The sequence below is a fragment of the Thalassoroseus pseudoceratinae genome (assembly GCF_011634775.1).
GTDB lineage: Bacteria > Planctomycetota > Planctomycetia > Planctomycetales > Planctomycetaceae > Thalassoroseus > Thalassoroseus pseudoceratinae.
In genome coordinates, this window is record NZ_JAALXT010000002.1 from 1,088,615 (window position 1) to 1,106,935 (window position 18,321).

Genomic DNA, 18,321 nt, shown 5'->3' on the forward strand with positions numbered 1-18,321 from the left:
AAAGTGTCTCTCCGATATCGGGGCCGCTCAGCGGATTCTACACGGATTGCTCAAGCCGCAAGTGCTTGGAAAGAAACTCCACGAGTGGATCACCGGCGATCTCAGGATTAGGAAGAACGAGATATGCACTGAGGTGATCCACAACTCGTAAATCCGAACCGATTCGCTGTTTTAACCGATTGATCTTGTCTCGATCTGAATATCCGAGGACGGCGAAACGGTCTTCAAGTCGGATGTCGGCGATGCCCCAACTTGCGGCGAGCAACTGCATGTTTCGCACCGCGATCAACCGTTCGGTTGGTTCGGGAATTGGCCCGAAGCGGTCGCGAAATTCTTCCTTGATGGATGCAAGTTCCTGGAAAGTTTGAACCGCTGAAAGTTTGCGGTACATCTCGATTTTCTGCCGCCCGTGCGGAATGTACTCCTGCGGGATGAAAGCGGAGACCGGCAGGTTCGTGTTAACATGCACGTGCTCGCGGATCGGTTCGCCCTTAAGGCGATGCACGGCGTTTTCAAGCAGTTGGCAATACAACTCGTAACCGACGGATGCAATGTGCCCGCTTTGCTCGTTGCCGAGAATGTTGCCCGCCCCGCGGATTTCCAAATCCCGCATGGCAATACGAAAACCGCTACCGAGTTCGCTGTACTCTTCGATCGCTTTGAGCCGCTTAGTGGCGTCGCTCGTCAGAATTTTGCCTTCTTCGAGCAGCAAATAACAGTACGCCCGGTGCTTGTATCGACCGACACGCCCCCGCAATTGATGCAACTCGGCCAATCCATATTTGTCGGCTTGGTGAATGAAGATTGTGTTCGCGTTGGGAATATCCAGACCGGATTCAATAATCGTCGTCGCCACTAAAACGTCGAGCCGACCGGACACGAAATCGTACATCACCGTTTCGAGTTCATCGCCGGTCATTTGCCCATGACCGATTCCGATGTTCGCTTCCGGAACGATTTTCTGAATGCGGTCGGCAATCCGTTGGATGTTGTAAACGCGGTTGTGGACGAAATACACCTGCCCACCGCGGTTGAGTTCCCGCACGATGGCTGAGCGGATGAGGTGTTCATCGAAACGGCTGATCCGAGTTTCGATCGGCACGCGATCTTGCGGCGCGGTGGTGAGGTTGGAAATGTCACGAATGCCAAGAACCGCCATGTGCAGGGTTCGCGGAATTGGCGTGGCCGAGAGCGTGAGGACATCCACCTCCAATCGCATCCGCTTCAGCATTTCCTTGTGATCGACCCCGAACCGTTGTTCTTCGTCGATAATGAGCAATCCCAGGTCGCGGAAGCGGACATCTTTTTGCACGAGTCGGTGTGTTCCGATCACGATATCGACGTTGCCCGTCGCCATGCGTTCGAGAATTTCCCGCTGTTCCCGTTTGGAGCGAAACCGCGAGAGTACATCAATAGACACCGGAAACTCGGCCATTCGCTCGCAAAAACTGCGAAAGTGCTGTTCCGCGAGTACGGTGGTCGGCACCAAGATGGCAACTTGTCGGCCGGAATCCACCATTTTGAACGCGGCCCGCATCGCGACTTCCGTCTTACCGAAACCGACGTCGCCGCAAATGAGCCGGTCCATCGGCCGTGGCCGCATCAGGTCGGCTTTGCACTCGGCGATGGCGTGGTCTTGGTCTTCCGTTTCCACATACGGAAACGCAGCGGCGAATTCATTGACCCAATCGCTATCCGGCGGGCAGGCAACACCGGGTTTGGCTTCACGAGCGGCTTGCAGACGAATCATATCCGCCGCCATATCCCGAACCGATTCCGCGGCTTTTTCCTTTTTCTTCGCCCAACTCTTGCCACCGAGTTTAGAAAGTGGCGGGGAACTCTTGGCGGCACCGACGTATTTCTGCACCAGATGAATCAGCGAGACCGGCACCAGAATTCGCACGGAGTCGGCAAATTCGATCGCAAGGTGTTCCTCGGCTTGGTCGTCTTTTTCCAGGATCTCCATCCCGCGAAAACGCCCGATTCCATGCGAGAGATGAACGACCAGATCACCGGGACGAAGATCGAGAAACGTATCGAGTGCCCGGGATTCCCCGTGTCGCCGTTTCCGACGTGGTGCTCGTCGGACATCGGTCCGCCCGAACAATTGGGCGTCACTAAGCACGACAAGATTTTCACTGCCAAGCCGAAATCCTTCACCAACCCGTCCCAAACACAGGTGAATCCGTGATGCGATTTCGTCATCAAGGTCGGCGAGCATTTCCGAAAGCCGCCGTTGTTCGCCTTCGTTGTGACAGGCGAGCAACACCGTTTCGTCCGGTTGCAAAGCCGATGCTAATTCCAGCAGAACATCCGAACGCGGACCGGCGAACTTTTCGATGCTCTCCACTTGGAGTTGGCAGTGCACATCTTCGACCGCATCACCAATCGCGGACAACGTGACCGTGCTAAATTGACGAGCCTTTGCGAGCGTTGGTTCGACATCGAATAACCCCGGCGGCCGCCCCAGCCGATCTAAATATGCATGCCCTTCCTGGACCATGTCCGGCAGTTCGACGAAACCGATCCATGCGGTCTCTGGAAGATCATCCAGGAAACTCGCGGTTGCGGATTCATCATTGGAATCTGGGGAAATCACGGTGATCGAGATGGAATCGAGATCCTCAAGTTTCCGCTGGGTTTCGACATCGAAGCGGCGAATGGATTCGATTTCGTCCCCAAAGAATTCGACGCGGTACGGATCGACGGCGTCCGGCGGAAACAGATCGAGAATACCCCCATGCATGCTAAATTCACCGGGAGCTTCCAATGCGGGAACCCGATCGAAACCACGGTCGATCAACCATTGCATGAGGTCATCGGACTCGACCTCAAGTCCAACGTGCAGACGCCGTGTTCCATCGGCACGATTCTGAGCGGACGGAACCGGTTGTAGCAACGCCGGCAAACTGGTGACGATCAGCGATGGTGGTTCCGGACCGGATACGGCTTGCAGAATCCGCAGTCGCCCGCCGAATACCGAGTCGGCGATGCTCTGTTCATCGGGCATCGTCGCCCAAGCTGGAAAAATTTCGGGGGTTAGATCGCCAAAGTTTGCCACGTCGAGAGCGAAGTCATCGACATCCGCAATCCGTGGCAGCACGACAACGACTGGTCCTTTTGACTCCTCGGCAAGAGTCAGGCTGGCCAGCGCGCACGCGGAACCCCACGTTCCGTCGAGACTCGCGTGCCCTCCCGATCGGAGCGTGCTGAGAACCTCATCGAAACCCGGCAACCGACGAATACAACTCGTCAGTTCGTTCAATCCGTGAATAACTTGCCGTATGGTTGGCATTGACCGTACAACGGTCTTCTGTGTCCGCGATGGCGACGAAAACTCCGTTGTCCCCGCTGCGTCGCGAGACAGAACCCGCAATTGGAACCGTGAAACCGTTATCGAGAAATTTTAGCGAACCGAGGCGGCTTGGCAATATCTTCTCGGCTCAGACCGTCGGTGCCCATGTGGTGTTCTGCTCGAACGGGAACATGGGGCGACGACGATTTTGAAAGCGGAGTTGCGTCATGTCGGCACACGTCGAGCCGGGTGTGTTGACCCGTAGAAAGCTCGGGCAGACTTCGGAGTATGCCGCCAATGGTGCATTGACTCCTTTCGCCACGAGAATATCGAACGCCGCAGGGTCAAGTTGTCCCGATCGAACTTGCTCCAAGCTGAACGGTACCATTCGCCGCGAAGTCAGCATGATCGTGACACCGGAATCTGTGGTGACAACTGCGGTTGGTCCTTGATCAAATTTCATGATTCCGCCATGTCGCGGTTTCGACTCTTGGAATTTCCCGTCGTGAAGACTTTCGACGGTAACAGTGGTGTGGAATGGCTCGCCATGTTGATCATCCACGTGCCCGCCAAGCGAAAGTTCAACCCGTGTTCCGGTTTCGATCTGACGACACGCTTCGACGGCCTTTGGATCGTAGAGACACACAAACGCTCGCCCGCGATTTCGTTGGTGCAGTGCATGTAGCAGCGTTGTGCCGTCGGCAGCGGATCCCCCACCTACGTTGTCACCCATATCGAGCAAGCACACGGGACCGGGGATCGAATCACACTGTTCGAGTGCCGCATCGACGCTGAGCAATCGACCGCGAAAATCATCACGGTGTTCCCACAAACGCATGGCCAATTCGTTCGCGGTTTGTGTCGCCAATTCGGGGTTGTCGTTGGTGATGGCAATCGTGGCGGACCCCATCTCGTCCACATCCGCGTAAGGAAATCCGAGAACGATACTGTTGGAGAGCACTTCGGGGCGTGAGAGTTGCGCGTTCGCGAACTCGTAGTGTGGTCGGAAATGGTCTTCGCTTGTCATTTGGCGTTCGATGTTGATGGCCAATGGCGGGAATGTGGCGGACATGGTCGGGCGGATCTCGCCACGTAACGTTCGTACCATCATTTTCGCTGCTTCAATGCCCCGATCGCGTTGATCGAGGTGCGGGTTACTCCGGTAGGCGATCAGGGCATCCACACTGTCCACCATCTGTCGGGACAGATTCGCATGGGCGTCGATGGTGCCGATGATGGGGATTTCTGGTCCAAGTTGCTGTCGAACTTTCGCCAACCAATGCCCATCTGCGTCGGGGAAACGTTCGCTGACGGTTGCACCGTGGGGAGCGACGAGAAGACCGTCCAGTTCACCGGCTTGGCTCAATGAGGATTCGATCTCATCCAGCAAAAAGTCGAATGCATCCGCCGTGATTGTTCCCGAGGGCAGTGCTCGGGCGGCGAAAACCGGAACGGCTTCAATTTGTGCGTCATCCAACCCCGCGAAGAAACCGCCAACTTCATGATGTGCGTCTTGCCACGCTGTTCGCATGGCCGAACTGGTTTGCCAGGTCCATGTTTCAAACAGTTCGACAGTCGTCGGTTTGGGGACGAATGTGTTGGACTCATGCAGCAATGCGACAATGCCAACTCGCATAAAACTCAATCTCGGGGTTGAGAGGAAAATGGGACGCGTTTTTTCGTTGGTAGGGATGACAGCGAGCGACGGTTTACAGCATAATCACAAGTCATTGTTGATGCGATGCCTCACGCACCTGAAAATTTCACCAAGGCTGATTGACCGATGACGAATGCGACTCCGGACACAATTTCTCTGGATATGATGCGGGAGTGTTTTTATTCCGCGGTGGTTTGCGATGCGTTGGATGCACACGGTTTTCGTCGGCAATCACCACGGGTGGCGTTGCCGCCTTGGACCGTTGACGGCGTTTTGATCGGACGCTGCAAGACGACGCTGTGGGCCGACATGTTCCATGAGGACCCGGAGCCGTATGCGTTGGAACTCAAAGCGGTTGATAGCTGCCAACCGGATGATGTGTTGATCGCGGCGGCGGGTGGCTCAGTGCAATCGGGGATTTGGGGCGAGTTGCTTTCGACGGCCGCTCGAAACACCGGTTGCGTGGGTTCGATTGTCGACGGAGCCGTGCGAGATGTGCAGAAGATGCGGGCGATGCAGTTCCCGGTCTTTGCAAGAGGAACTTGCATTTACGACAGCCAGCATCGGCAACGTGTCATTGATGTCGATGTGCCGGTGGAAATCGACGGCGTAAAATTCTCGCCTGGGGATTTGGTCGTCGCGGATGTCGATGGCGTGGTCGTCGTGCCGCAGGAAATCGAGACGGAAGTCGTGCGATCCGCATGGGAGAAAGTGCACGCGGAAAACATCACCCGCGATGCCATCAAAGATGGTATGAAAGCCACAGAGGCGTGGGAGAAGTACGGCGTGCTGTAAAGCAGCCAATCCGCCGACTTCCGTCGACGGATTGGCAAATGGAATTACTCGGCTGGTTTCTTCGGGTTGTCGGGGTCTTTGGGCAACGGCAACTCGACGCGTTGGCCGGTCCAAGACGATTGGTAAATCGCCAGGATCAGTTCCACGCTCTTGCGGCCTTCGTATCCATCGACGACTGGGTCTTTGCCGGCTTCGATGGATTCCAAGAGTTCCTCGAACTGCTTTTGATGACCGACGAAACTGATCGCTTTCGGATCGCTCGCACCACCGGTTCCCCCTTGGGCAGCGAACTTCTGGCGGATTTCCTCGTCTTCGGGCGTTTCGTCGGCAAAGGTCCAGAGCAGAATGCTGTCCTGCTCGACAATCGCCGATCCCTTAGTGCCGTGGATTTCAGTTTTCTTGAGCAACCCGGGAAACGCGCTGGTGGTCGCTTCGAGCACACCAACCGCACCCGATTTGAACTTCACGCAGGCGACGCCAGTGTCTTCGACTTCGATGCGTTCATGAGCCAGCGTGTCGGTGAGACCACAGACTTGGTCGACATCACCCATGAGCCAGTACAGCAAATCCACGTTGTGGATCGCTTGGTTCATGTAGGCTCCACCGCCATCAAGTTTCCAGGTGCCTCGCCATCCGCCGCTGTCATAATACTCTTGTGACCTCCACCATTTCACGTAGGTGTCGCCCAGGGTAAGTTTGCCGAATCGTCCGTCGGTGATCGCTTTTTTCAACGCCATGTTCGCTTCACTGAAGCGGCTCGGCATGATGGTCGCGAGCTTTACACCGTTCTTTTCACACGCATTGATGATTTGATCACAGCGATCCAGCGTGATTTCCAGCGGTTTCTCGACGACCACGTGTTTGCCCGCATTCGCGGCGGCGACAGCCGGGTCTAAATGGACTCCGCTGGGCGTGCAAATAGTGACGATGTGCACATCCGGATCGGCCAACATTTCGCTGAGGTCGTGGTACGCTTTGCAGCCGCGTTCCTCGGCAAATTTGTCGGCGGCTTCGGCTCGCATGTCAAAGCAAGCCACAAGTTCCGCGTTCGGGATGTGGGCGATGGCTTCGGCGTGGAAGTTCGAGATCATCCCGCAGCCGACAATTCCAAAGCCGTGAGGCATGGGTGAGTTCCTCTTCTGATAACTACGATTTTTTATTCGTCGCGATTCTCGCCGGTGACGCTCGGAATAACAACCCATTGCATCCGGAAAGCGGCGATTTTCGGGCTAGTTCAACGCGGAAAAGCGGGGAAGAGTCCGGCTAATAGTCACTTTGGTTGAGAATTCCCTCACCGTGCAGCGAACCGGCCGACGTGACGAGTTTGAGGTACACGTCCGCTTGGATGGAATCGCTGATGGGGCGAGCACTCCCGTCACAGAATGCGAAATGAACGATGTCTTGGTGGTTCGAGGCCGGTCGGAGTCCGCCGCTATCACGACGACCGTTGATCTGAGAATCCTCCAGGAGTTCAACCCCCGTCCAATCAAGAATATCGTCGACGGTGCCCGACTTGTTATGCAACTTCGTGGAACCAAATTCCACATCATCGGTGTCGATGGCAAAAATGAGCGAATACATGGAAGTCGTCCCCCAAGTGCCAGTCGGGTTCGTGGATGCGGAAAGATCAACACGCGGATCACTATTCTCACCGAGCAGAAGTGTGTTGCTAATGCCGTCACCCTGGGAGACAAAACCGAAGCCCATGCGTCGGGAATCCGTCGATGTCTTCTGCCAGAGCACGCCCGTTGCGTAGCCCAATCGGTTTGGTGCACCGGTCACGAGTTCCTCGGCAATCCGACTCGCGGTGTGATGGTTCACATTGACTCCGCTCGTGTCGTAAAAAATGCCACCGTTAGCCACATAGCTCAGTGCGTTGGCTTGTCGAGTGCGGGCGAGGTCATCCGGACAACTGAAAACTTCGAGCCAAATTTCCGTATCGGTTGAGGAATCAATCACACCATCCTGGCGAACTTGCCTCGCGACCCCGGAAGCGTCAAGATCATCAAGCAGGTGGATCGGCCAAGTCGTTGGGATGCCGCCACCCTGTGTGCGGACGTGGGGCAATTGATCACCGTGAGCACTGGCATCGTTGATCATTGCCAATGCAATGTTGCGAATGTTGTTGAGACATTTTACACGTCGTGCCGCCGCTCGGGCACTTTGAACGGCGGGGGCAATCAGGGAAATGAGAACCGCGATGATCGAGATGACCACCAAAAGTTCGATCAACGTAAAACCGGGACGAAATCTTCGAGAGTTGGCGGGAACGAACATGCGAATCCCATCGTTCAAAATGATGTCCTATGACTTGAGGCCGTGTCATCGGACGAGCAAAATCGGGTGTTGATCATTTCCAGCGGCGGTCCTGCCTCTTTCAATTCCAGGCTGATCGAGGCTTTGGTCTTGAAGTCTGCCATCAACTTCGCTGAACTATCGGAAGTTCAAATTCTTCGATTGTGAAAATAGGCACGATGGAAAACACGTTAATCATCGGTTTGGAAGTTCACGTTCAGTTGTTGACACAGACCAAGTTGTTTTGTGGCTGTCTGAACCGATTCAACCCCGACGAACCCAACACGCAAACTTGCCCCGTCTGTCTCGGGCTTCCGGGGGCGTTGCCGGTGATGAATCGCAAGGCGGTCGAACTGGCGACGAAAGCCGGACTCGCGTTGCATTGCGAGATTTCTTCGTTCACCAAGTGGGACCGCAAGCAGTATTACTATCCGGATTTACCGAAGGCGTATCAACTCAGCCAATACGATTTACCGATCTGCCATGATGGCTATCTCGACGTCACGTTCACCGAGAACGACGAAGAAAAGTCCACACGGGTCGGGATCATTCGGGCGCACCTGGAAGAAGATGCCGGCAAGAATTCGCACGATGAATCCGGTCGCGGTGGAGATAGCCGTATCGACTTGAACCGCTGCGGGACGCCATTGTTGGAGATCGTCACGGAACCGGAAATCCGATCAGCCGCCGAAGCGAAAGCGTTTCTCGAGGATATGCGACTGCTGATGACATATCTGGGCGTCTCGGATTGCAACATGCAAGAGGGGTCGCTGCGGTGTGATGCCAACGTCAATTGGCATATTCCTCAGCCGGACGGACACATCGCTGCGACACCGATCACCGAGATCAAAAACCTCAACACGTTCCGCGGTGTCGAGGCGGCGATTCTGTACGAAGCGCATCGGCAACTCGATGAATTCGAACGCACCGGGCGAAAGTTGGGTGATCCGGGAGTCATGAAGGAAACTTGGGGTTGGGACGCCGATCGCGGGCAGACATATCTGCAACGCGGCAAAGAAGACGCCAGCGATTACCGCTACTTTCCTGATCCGGACTTGGTGCCAGTTACGATTACCGACGAGCAAACGCAAGCGGTTCAGGAATCTCTCGGCGAATTGCCCGCCGAACGACGCCAACGCTATGAAACCACGTGCGAACTTTCGCCCTACGATGCTGGGGTGATTATCGATCAGGGGCCTGACTTCGCGAACTATTTCGACGCCGTTCTCGATCGCTGCGGCAACGGCAAGCAAGCGGCCAACTGGTGTACTCAGGATGTCCAACGGGAACTCAACGATCGTCAGATCTCGATCCGGGAGTTTCCGATTACTTCGGGGACGCTCGGCACACTCTTGAAACGAGTCGTGGACGGCAAAATCACAACAGGAAGTGCTCGGGAAATCTTCGGCGTCTTGATCGAAGAGGAATCATCGGACGATACTGGTCAACGCGTTGACGAGTTGATTGCCGAACGCGGTTTGGAAGTCGTCAATGACGAGAGTGCACTGGTCGGGGTGATCGACAAACTGATTGCCGAGAATCCCAAGATCGCCGAAGACGTCCGCGGCGGCAAACAACAAGCCGTCGGCCCGCTGATCGGTCGAGCCATGAAAGAACTCAAAGGAGCCGACCCGAAAGTCGTGCGTTCAATGCTCATCGAACGGATTCAACAAGGCTGACGGAAGCAAACACTGCTTCGTCTTTTAACTTCCAACAGTGTGCCACGGCTCTGTAAGCCGTGCTTTCTTCAATGTCTTACGATCGCTCGGCATGGTTCACAGAACCGTGGCACACTTGGGTAGATTTCTCGTCGTTTGGGTAACAGTTGTTGGTCAGGCACTGACTAAGAGGTATCAGAACGTCTTCAGCAAACTCACGGCGAGCCAGTGGGCGTTGACGTCGAGGGTGCTGTTGCTGAAGTCACCGCCAACGAGGGCACTTTGGCCGGAGCTTTGGGTGTCACCGAAGCTGTATTGGTAGCCGGTGTTGAGCTGCCAACTGCTGATGCATGTGGAGTATCCCACCGAAACCGCGTGTTGCAGGATGCCGTCGGTGTAGGGCGTGAGCGTGTTATCTGGCACGGGGCTGTCGTGGTAGACGTAACCGAGTCGCCAGATGTCACCACTTTCGGCGAAGTACTCGTAACCAAGTCGCACCGAGACATTGTCGTCCCAGTTTTGCTGCACCGAATCGGTGATCGTTGGTGGCAACGCCGCAGCGAGCAGTGGGTTATCGGCATTGGTGAATTTGAAATCGAGGCTATTGAACGCTGACGACCAATCGTACCAAATGACATCGGCTGACACGCGGTGCCGGTCGGCGATCAGGTGCGTGATCCCTGCTCCGACCGATTGGGGATACTTCTGATCGACTTCGGCATCAAACCGTGAGAACACTGGAACCGGAGCCAACCCCGCGATTTGAGCATCGAGTTGGCCATCCATCGTGAAGTCACTCTCGCTGATGTAGGTGACACCGATCATGGTGTTATCGCTGACTTGGTATTGTGCCCCGACCGACCACACCAACGCCGCACCGTCGGTTTTCAGATCGAAAAGGGTGGGGACGCCGGTCATCACACCAGTTTGCCCCGTGAACGGGCCTTCGATTTCCAAGTGATTCAACCCAACTCCCAGAGTTGCTCCGATGCTGAGGTCATCTGTCACCCGGTACGCAACGCCAGGAATGATTTTCGTCATAATTCCCAAAGCACGATATTGCTGTTTCCCGAAGATCGGGTTGACCAAATCCCAGTCCGTTCCGAAACCCGCGGGCATGTAGATCCCGATTCCGGCTGCCCAACGACCATCATCACTTTTGAACAACGCCGAACCGTGCGGAATCGGCCGGGCATTGGGTTCATCGCCAACATTGTTGTTCTCGGGGTCGGAATACCTTTGGTCGGTGATCAGGACATCGATTCCGGCTTCCAACAATACATTGCCGGGCATGTTGAGAATCCCGGCTGGATTGTCCAGCAAGACCGCCCCGTTGTCGAAGTGAGCGATATTGGTACCGCCACGACCGATGGAAATCGCTCCAACGCCGTCACGGATCAGACCGTCAGCGAGGCATACGGAGGGAACGATCAAGCAAGTGAGTGTGAGAAGACACCGCATCATGCGAGTGGATGGCATGAGAAACTCCATTTCCAAAATAAGCCCGCGAGCCTCTCAAATCCGGATCGGGGTCGCGATGAGAGCATTGAAAGGTGACAGAAATTTGGTCTGCGTCTTTGTATCGACCTGGCGAAACAAAAAGCATGATGTTTCCACGGGGACTAGGGGGTTCACGGGTTTGGGGCGATTGTTCGGCTTAGGAATCTCGCACCGTTCGCAACGGATATCCGGGTTTCGATTGAATCGAATTCAACGATTGGCCGATAGAGTCAAAAGAGTTCTGTGGGCTGGAGTCGAACACGGAGTGCATATGAGTCCTTGTGAGTCCTGTCATGCAGGTTGTTGTCGAGCCTTCGCGGTTCCAGTAACCGGTGCGGACGTGCTACGAATCGAACAGCGACTCCAACTCGGTTTTGGAGATTTCGTCTGTCGATGGGCCGATCCGGACGGGAACATTGCGCGGAATTATGCTCCTCAGTTCCATTTTGCGGACGAACCCGAAACGCCGTTTGTAATTTGCCTGCGTCACACAGTCAGCGAATTCTTCCCGAATTCCTCAAAATGTCGGTTCTTGCTGGAAGGCGAACCCGATGCGGAACATCCACTCGGAGTTTCCCGCTGTGGCATTCATTCGTGTCGTCCCGGTGCCTGTCGAGTGTTTCCGACGAAACTGAACGAAACCGGTGAACTTGCCGTTATTTACGATGTCCCAGGGCAGGGGCGCCCGTCTGATCCGTCCCCCATATACGATCTCTGTCCACGTCCTTGGGAGCCGGAAGATGTCGATAGCATCGGTGGCATTCAGGATTTAGTCGTCGCCCGCTACGAAATGGGGTTTTTCAAGCAACTGGCGCATCTCTGGAATCGCAAGCCGCGTGAATGGGCGTTGTTCCCAGAGTTCCTTCGACTGGTTTACAAGAGTCGAGTTCTGAAGGACACGCAAACCACCGACGAAGCGCCCCAAACCATCCCGTTTCCCACCCCATCGGAAAACGTCGAAAGACGCGTGGCTTGACCGGCTGTTCGACGGTAGGAATCATGACTCAGGTTCCAAGCTTCCAGAGATTCATGATGGACGGGTTGTGAAATCGGTATGCGAAATCTTCGCTTGACGATCGCGTATGACGGGACGAACTATGTGGGTTGGCAAGTTCAGCCCAACGGCACGAGCGTGCAGTCTGTTGTCGAGTCGGCCATTGAAAAACTAACCGGCGAATCCGTGCGGATCCTGGCGGCAGGACGAACGGATTCGGGCGTGCACGCGTTGGGCCAGGTCGTCAGTTTTCCGACAAATTCCCGTATTCCCGCCGACCAGTTCCGTCGCGGACTCCAAAACTTTCTGCCGGACGATGTCGTCGTTCGAGAATCATGCGACGTCGGACCCGAATTTCATGCGACTTACTCCGCGGTTCGCAAGCGGTATCGGTATGTGATCCTCAACCGTCGGGAGGGGGATGCATTTCTTGGCCGTTTCGTCTGGCCCGTGCGTCAACGGTTGAATCTGGATCACATGCGAGCGGCGTCGCAACATCTCATCGGTACGCACGATTTCCGATGTTTTGAGTCGCATTGGCCGAATAAAGCGACGAGTGTGCGAACGATCTTCGAAGCGAAGTGGGGGCGTTCCACCACATGGTCGATGTGGGAACCCGCCGCAGTGGGTTCGGATGGTGAATCGGATGACCAATCGGGATCGTTTTTATGGTTCGAGGTCGTTGCTGATGGGTTCCTCTACAACATGGTGCGAGCGATTGTGGGCACGCTTGTCAAAGTGGGACGCGGACGATGGGAGCCCGATCGCGTGCGGACCATCATCGATCAACAAGACCGCAGCCAAGCCGGAGAAACCGCCCCGGCGTGCGGGCTGTATCTGGTCAACGTCGAATATCCGGATCAATCGTGATACCGATCAAGGTCCCAGTCTTTAGATAGCTCCGTCAGTGTTTTCAACGTTTCTGGATTGTGACTACACGCCATGATTCCGGTCATTCGGAGCATGTCGGCTCGCTCGTCATTCCACAGTTCGCGGAAGTCACTTGGTTGGCCGGTATCGGCACGGATGGAATCCCCACCCAAAATCCGAGCGATTTGTAGCGACACAGGGAAGTCGTACACGTTCGGTGTGTGGATCAACGACCCTCCAAACTCGCCCCGTGCGAACAACTCGAAAATGCTGCCGGGCATTTCATCAGCGACAACACCTTCCAGACCGGCATCAGTTACCGCTTGTGCTTTCGCGGGGTCTTCGTCTTGGAATCCGATGAGATAAATCTTCTTGGAATCTGGACGGGTTTGAGGATCGACAGGCGTGATGGACCGCAACACTTCCGCAGCTGGTCGTGTTGGGTCATCAGGACCACAGACCACCCGATCATCGACCGCTTCCACCCATGTCCCATGCTCGCCGGTTTCGGGAATGTAGACCAGCGAGTAGTGCACGGTTTCGACCGATCGCAGCAACAACATCACCGCCCAGCCATCGCCGCTCTTGTCACGATACTGCTTGGTTCCGTCGATCGGATCGATGGCGATTGTGTATTCCGCATCGGTGGCGAATTTATCGAGATCGCCGGTGAATTCCTCGGCCTCCAACCGACACTCGCGAAACAATGGCGATGTGTCCCGTAACGCGGCCACAATCAGTTCTTGCACAGAGAGATCGGCCAGCGTGAGTGCGTCGGTATTGGAACTTCCCGAGGTCTTGCCGGAAACGCTGATATCGAATTGCCGCAGGCGTTTGGCTACCGCTCCGGCCCATCGAAGCACGGGCGGCATATGGGTGGATAGGGCGGTCGTCAGTTCGGTGAGATTCATCAGATGCTTCTTGTTGATTGTGATTCCAGAAATTGGATGACCTTCGCAGCCACATCAATGCCGGTCGCTCGTCCAAACGCCCGCCATCCCGGTACCGCGTTGACTTCAATGACCCAACCGGTTCCCTCGCGATCATAGAGAATATCCACGCCGGCGAAAGTTGCACCCACGGATCGGGCCGCTTGCAATGCCCATTCGCACTCCAGCGAAGTGGGGACATGTGGTTCGATCGAACCTTGACGTGCCACGTTCGTGCGGAAGTCGGTTCCGTTGCGGCGAATCATTCCGCCAAGGATCGCTCCATCGAGCACCACGACCCGCACATCGAACCCCGGATGATCGATGTAGCGTTGAAGATACAGCACTGCTCCCAATCTCGCCAACGTGCGGAACGTGCGAAATGCCAAATCCGGATCACTCACTCGACAAATTCCACGCCCTTCCGATCCAAAGATCGGTTTGACGACAACGTCTCCCCCCAGCCACTCAAACGCCATCATCGCGGCTTCGGCATCTTCACAAGTGATTGTCGCGGGTACCGGCAAACCAACGTTGGCCAGATTGCAGGTCGTCAAGTATTTGTCGACAGCACACTCAATGGCTTTCGGCGAATTGAGGATGTAGGCATCGGTCGACAGTTGGGCTAATGCATCCATCCGAAACACGACTTGTTCCAGAGTGCCTGGCGGCATGGTGCGGACGATGATGGCATCGAAGCGGGGCAAGTCGATGTCATCCGCAACTACATGCGGGCGGTCGCAACCAACCGTTGCCACAAACTTAGGGAAATCGATTCGCACGGCTTGATGCCCACGCGAATCAGCGGCACGTGTTAGGTCGTGAACGTACCAACTCCCTTCGTTGCCTAGAATTCCCAACCGCATGGCACGCCTCAAAACCCCAATGGCATCATCGACTGCTAATGAAACGTGGTCACGTTAGAACATCGACGAGACACCAGGGGATTTTCCTTTCAATGACGGATTGGCTCGGCGGGAAGAAGTGGCCGCTAAAATTGTTGCGCAAATGACACATGCGACGCTGACAATAATGGCGGCAATCCAGCTAGCGATTTGCACACCTTCCTTCGTGCCATTCTGCATCGAGACTGCCGCAAAGGCCGCAACGGGAACGAGGCAGCCCATCGTGAACGCAATCCACAACCGACCGGAATTCGGAGATTGCCCGGTTTCCTCGAGTTCGTTCAGAAATGGTTGAACGCTGGACGCATCCGGGAGACTCGCGATTTTCTCCAATGCCTGCAGACGTTCTTCGTGAAGCAGACTGCGGTTCGCGCGTTTCAATCGAAGAATCATTATGAATGGCGGCATGGAGATCAGAAACAAGAGCAGAGCCGCTCCGCAGAATTGAATCGCGGGGTCTCGCAGTAATCCGCTTTCAAGAATCTCTTCGATTTCGACCATCATTGCCGAACCCTTGGTGCAGTATTTGGTGTGGGAAAGGAGTCTACGGGATTATACGTCTCCCAGCCGGAAAAGATCACGCACAAGCGCAAATCATGGTCCATAAAAAAACACAGCAGCCGATGATTGCTCATCAACTGCTGTGAGTTATTGCCGTTGAGTTGTCTCAACTTACTTGCTTGTCAACGCGATCTGAGCAGCCGCGAGGCGAGCGATCGGGATTCGACGAGGCGAGCAAGAGACGTAATCCAAACCAATGGTGTGGCAGAACATGACCGACGCCGGGTCGCCACCATGTTCACCGCAAATGCCGATTTTCAAGTCGCCACGTGTGCTGCGGCCACCTTCAACACCGATTTTCATCAGCTTGCCCACACCGTCTTGGTCGACGGTTTGGAATGGGTCGGCGGGAACGATGTCGTTCTCTTTGTAGTAAGGAATGAACGTCCCGTAGTCGTCCCGGCTCATACCGAGTGTGGTTTGAGTGAGGTCGTTGGTTCCGAAGCTGAAGAATTCAGCTCCTTGGGCGATCTCATCCGCACACAGGGCGGCTCGCGGAATTTCGATCATCGTACCGACCATGTACTCGATGTTGGTGTTCTTCTCTTCGAACACGGCATCGGCTTGTTCGCGAACGATCTTTTCTTGGTTGCGGTATTCGCTGAGGAAACCAACCAGCGGAATCATGACTTCCGGATGCACGTCGATGCCATCGGCTTTGACGTTGCAAGCGGCTTCGAAGATCGCCCGTGCTTGCATCGCGGTGATTTCCGGATAGACAACCCCGAGACGACATCCCCGGTGACCAAGCATCGGGTTAAGTTCTTCGAGTTCTGCCACGCGGCGGTGAATGTCTTCGACCGACTTGCCGGTCATTTCGGCGAGTTTCTTGTCCAAGCCGGGTTCTTCTTCCAAGTGACGGTCGGAGAGGAACTCGTGCAATGGCGGATCGAGCAGACGAATCGTCACCGGACGACCAGCCATCGTGCGGAAGAGGCTTTCGAAGTCTTCCCGTTGGTGTGGCAGGATTTCGTCGACGGCTTTCTTGCGAGTTTCGAGGTCCTCGGCGAGGATCATTTTTCGCATGGCTTCGACTTTGTCGAAGAACATGTGCTCGGTTCGGCAGAGCCCGACACCTTCACAACCGAAAGCAACGGCTTCTTCAGCGACATCGCCTGGTTCACAGTTGGCGCGAACTTTGAGTTTGCGATGTTCGTCGGCCCAACTCATCAGCTTGGCGTAGCGTTGGTAAGTTTCGGACTCTTCGGGCTTCATTTTGCCTTCGAGAACCCGCATCACTTCACTCGGTGAAGTGTCGATCTTGCCTTCGAAGACTTCACCCGTGAAGCCGTCGATGGTGATCCAGTCACCTTCTTTGAGAACTTTGTCGCCAGCGGAAACGGTTTTGTCGGCGTAGTTGATGCTGAGTTCATCGGCACCCACGACGCAGGCTTTCCCCATCTGACGAGACACCAAAGCGGCGTGCGAGGATGCACCACCTTGAGCGGTGAGAATCCCTTTGGAAACCCGCATCCCACGCAAGTCTTCCGGGCTGGTTTCTTTGCGAACCAACATCAGGGCAACGTCGTTGTCTTCGTTGAACATGGCTTCCGCTTTCTCGGCGGAGAGCACGATTTGCCCCGTTGCAGCCCCAGGACCGGCGTTGATGCCGGTCGTCATGTGACGGCCTTCGTCCTGAGCGGCTTTCTTGACGGCTGGATCGAAGATCGGTTGCAAGAGTTGGTTGAGGTCGTCCGCGGGAATACGTCGTTTGTTACCGACGGCTTCTTTTTCGTCGATCAGACCTTCTTCAACCAAGTCGACGGCGATCCGCACAGCGGCGAAACCGGTTCGTTTAGCATTCCGTGTTTGCAGAAGCCAAACTTTGCCCCGTTGAACCGTGAACTCGATGTCTTGCACATCTTTGTAGTGCTTTTCGAGTTTCTTCGCGATGTCATCGAGTTGCTTGTAGGCTTCGGGCATGTCGTCTTCGAGTTGCGTTTCGATTCGCTTCGGTACGCGAATCCCCGCCACCACGTCTTCGCCTTGGGCATTGATGAGGTAGTCGCCGCAGAAGCCGGGATCACCCATTGAGCAGTCACGAGTGAGGCCCACACCGGTGGCACAATCGTCACCGAGGTTACCGAACGCCATCGCTTGCACGTTGGTCGCGGTACCCCATTCGTGCGGGATGTTGTACTGACGACGATAAACGACAGCACGGTCGTTCGACCAACTGCCGAAGACGGCACCGATTGCTCCCCAGAGTTGTTCCATGGGATCGGTGGGGAATTCTTTGCCGAGCGTATCTTTGACGACTTTTTTGTAGTCGTCGACGATGGCTTTGAGTTGATCGACGGTCAATTCGTGATCGTAGTGCACGCCCGCTTTTTCGCGGTGTTCTTCGAGGATCAACTCGAAGCGGTCTTCACCGTCGGACGTCAACGGGAGTTGCATCACGACGTCGCCGTACATTTGGATGAAGCGACGGTAGCTGTCCCAAGCGAAACGCTCGTCGTTGGCTTGCTTCGCGAGAGCGTTGACGGTGTCTTCGTTCAGACCGATGTTGAGGACGGTGTCCATCATCCCCGGCATGGATTCGCGTGCCCCAGATCGGCAGGAAACGAGCAGCGGGTTCTCGGTGCAGCCGTACTTAGCGCCCATCGCCTTTTCGACTTTTTTCAGGGCGTCTTCGACTTGGTCTTTCAAGCCGGGGGGGTATTGGTTGTTGGTGTCGTTGTAGTAGACACAGACATCGGTCGTGATGGTGAACCCGGCGGGAACGGGAATGCCAATGTTCGTCATCTCGGCAAGGTTCGCCCCTTTGCCACCGAGCGTTTCCTTCATCGTCGCATTGCCGTCGGCTTTTCCATTGCCAAAGTAGTAGACGTGCTTCTCAGCCATTCCAAAAGTCCTTGTCGC

14 protein-coding genes are annotated in these 18,321 nt (G+C 55.4%); 5 read left to right on the plus strand and 9 right to left on the minus strand.

Annotated features, from left to right (window positions below; all coding sequences use genetic code 11):
* Positions 1-37 precede the first annotated feature (37 nt).
* Together mfd and G6R38_RS09745 are read right to left on the minus strand one after the other, a co-directional pair.
* A complete protein-coding gene (gene mfd / locus G6R38_RS09740) occupies positions 38-3,295 on the minus strand; it encodes a transcription-repair coupling factor (protein WP_166823555.1) in 3,258 nt (1,085 codons plus the stop codon).
* A 148-nt stretch (positions 3,296-3,443) separates the two neighbouring features.
* The gene (locus G6R38_RS09745) at positions 3,444-4,931 is read right to left on the minus strand and encodes a M81 family metallopeptidase (protein WP_166823562.1); all 1,488 of its coding nucleotides are present in this window, start codon (positions 4,929-4,931) and stop codon (positions 3,444-3,446) included.
* 147 nt (positions 4,932-5,078) lie between these two features.
* On the opposite strand from G6R38_RS09745, the gene G6R38_RS09750 reads away from it, so the two are divergent.
* Entirely contained in the window at positions 5,079-5,747 is a 669-nt protein-coding gene (locus tag G6R38_RS09750) for an RraA family protein (protein WP_206028526.1), read from the plus strand.
* Positions 5,748-5,791: 44 nt separating this feature from the next.
* Here the strand turns inward: G6R38_RS09750 and G6R38_RS09755 are convergent, their stop codons facing one another.
* Complete coding sequence (locus G6R38_RS09755; protein ID WP_166823567.1) at positions 5,792-6,871, minus strand: Gfo/Idh/MocA family protein; 1,080 nt, start codon at positions 6,869-6,871, stop codon at positions 5,792-5,794.
* A gap of 2 nt (positions 6,872-6,873) precedes the next feature.
* On the opposite strand from G6R38_RS09755, the gene G6R38_RS09760 reads away from it, so the two are divergent.
* A complete protein-coding gene (locus G6R38_RS09760; RefSeq protein ID WP_166823573.1) occupies positions 6,874-7,014 on the plus strand; it encodes a hypothetical protein in 141 nt (46 codons plus the stop codon).
* On the opposite strand, the gene G6R38_RS09765 is transcribed toward G6R38_RS09760, so the two are convergent.
* A complete protein-coding gene (locus G6R38_RS09765; protein WP_166823578.1) occupies positions 7,011-8,024 on the minus strand; it encodes a DUF1559 family PulG-like putative transporter in 1,014 nt (337 codons plus the stop codon). The genes G6R38_RS09760 and G6R38_RS09765 overlap by 4 nt on opposite strands.
* Positions 8,025-8,221: 197 nt before the next feature.
* Here G6R38_RS09765 and gatB point away from each other — a divergent pair, with 197 nt between their 5' ends.
* Positions 8,222-9,721, plus strand: a complete 1,500-nt coding sequence (gene gatB / locus G6R38_RS09770; protein ID WP_166823583.1) for an Asp-tRNA(Asn)/Glu-tRNA(Gln) amidotransferase subunit GatB — start codon at positions 8,222-8,224, stop codon at positions 9,719-9,721.
* A 174-nt stretch (positions 9,722-9,895) separates the two neighbouring features.
* On the opposite strand, the gene G6R38_RS09775 is transcribed toward gatB, so the two are convergent.
* Positions 9,896-11,179, minus strand: a complete 1,284-nt coding sequence (locus G6R38_RS09775; protein WP_166823588.1) for an OmpP1/FadL family transporter — start codon at positions 11,177-11,179, stop codon at positions 9,896-9,898.
* A gap of 292 nt (positions 11,180-11,471) precedes the next feature.
* Here G6R38_RS09775 and G6R38_RS09780 point away from each other — a divergent pair, with 292 nt between their 5' ends.
* Positions 11,472-12,176: a YkgJ family cysteine cluster protein gene (locus G6R38_RS09780; RefSeq protein ID WP_166823593.1), complete on the plus strand. Its 705-nt coding sequence runs from the start codon at positions 11,472-11,474 to the stop codon at positions 12,174-12,176.
* Positions 12,177-12,254: 78 nt separating this feature from the next.
* Complete coding sequence (truA, locus tag G6R38_RS09785; protein ID WP_166823598.1) at positions 12,255-13,064, plus strand: tRNA pseudouridine(38-40) synthase TruA; 810 nt, start codon at positions 12,255-12,257, stop codon at positions 13,062-13,064.
* Here truA and G6R38_RS09790 read toward each other — a convergent pair.
* The 4 genes from G6R38_RS09790 to ppdK all read right to left on the minus strand — a co-directional run bounded on the left by G6R38_RS09790 (position 13,055) and on the right by ppdK (position 18,303).
* A complete protein-coding gene (locus G6R38_RS09790) occupies positions 13,055-13,975 on the minus strand; it encodes an inositol monophosphatase family protein (RefSeq protein WP_166823604.1) in 921 nt (306 codons plus the stop codon). The two genes, truA and G6R38_RS09790, sit on opposite strands and share 10 nt — an antisense overlap.
* A complete protein-coding gene (locus G6R38_RS09795) occupies positions 13,975-14,859 on the minus strand; it encodes an ATP-grasp domain-containing protein (RefSeq protein ID WP_166823611.1) in 885 nt (294 codons plus the stop codon). Before G6R38_RS09795 ends, G6R38_RS09790 begins: the two co-directional genes overlap by 1 nt.
* 54 nt (positions 14,860-14,913) lie before the next feature.
* Complete coding sequence (locus G6R38_RS09800; RefSeq protein WP_166823614.1) at positions 14,914-15,402, minus strand: hypothetical protein; 489 nt, start codon at positions 15,400-15,402, stop codon at positions 14,914-14,916.
* A 168-nt stretch (positions 15,403-15,570) separates the two neighbouring features.
* Positions 15,571-18,303 (minus strand): pyruvate, phosphate dikinase, encoded by a 2,733-nt coding sequence (gene ppdK / locus G6R38_RS09805; protein WP_166823617.1) that lies wholly within the window; start codon positions 18,301-18,303, stop codon positions 15,571-15,573.
* Between the last annotated feature and the right edge of the window lie 18 nt (positions 18,304-18,321).

What these genes read in the sequence shown, in the direction of transcription:
- mfd (WP_166823555.1), bottom strand. Translation starts at nt 3,295, where the DNA reads ATGCCAACCATACGGCAAGTTATTCACGGATTGAACGAACTGACGAGT.
- G6R38_RS09745 (WP_166823562.1), bottom strand. Translation starts at nt 4,931, where the DNA reads ATGCGAGTTGGCATTGTCGCATTGCTGCATGAGTCCAACACATTCGTC.
- G6R38_RS09750 (WP_206028526.1), top strand. Translation starts at nt 5,079, where the DNA reads ATGACGAATGCGACTCCGGACACAATTTCTCTGGATATGATGCGGGAG.
- G6R38_RS09755 (WP_166823567.1), bottom strand. Translation starts at nt 6,871, where the DNA reads ATGCCTCACGGCTTTGGAATTGTCGGCTGCGGGATGATCTCGAACTTC.
- G6R38_RS09765 (WP_166823578.1), bottom strand. Translation starts at nt 8,024, where the DNA reads ATGTTCGTTCCCGCCAACTCTCGAAGATTTCGTCCCGGTTTTACGTTG.
- gatB (WP_166823583.1), top strand. Translation starts at nt 8,222, where the DNA reads ATGGAAAACACGTTAATCATCGGTTTGGAAGTTCACGTTCAGTTGTTG.
- G6R38_RS09775 (WP_166823588.1), bottom strand. Translation starts at nt 11,179, where the DNA reads ATGCCATCCACTCGCATGATGCGGTGTCTTCTCACACTCACTTGCTTG.
- G6R38_RS09780 (WP_166823593.1), top strand. Translation starts at nt 11,472, where the DNA reads ATGAGTCCTTGTGAGTCCTGTCATGCAGGTTGTTGTCGAGCCTTCGCG.
- truA (WP_166823598.1), top strand. Translation starts at nt 12,255, where the DNA reads ATGCGAAATCTTCGCTTGACGATCGCGTATGACGGGACGAACTATGTG.
- G6R38_RS09790 (WP_166823604.1), bottom strand. Translation starts at nt 13,975, where the DNA reads ATGAATCTCACCGAACTGACGACCGCCCTATCCACCCATATGCCGCCC.
- G6R38_RS09795 (WP_166823611.1), bottom strand. Translation starts at nt 14,859, where the DNA reads ATGCGGTTGGGAATTCTAGGCAACGAAGGGAGTTGGTACGTTCACGAC.
- G6R38_RS09800 (WP_166823614.1), bottom strand. Translation starts at nt 15,402, where the DNA reads ATGATGGTCGAAATCGAAGAGATTCTTGAAAGCGGATTACTGCGAGAC.
- ppdK (WP_166823617.1), bottom strand. Translation starts at nt 18,303, where the DNA reads ATGGCTGAGAAGCACGTCTACTACTTTGGCAATGGAAAAGCCGACGGC.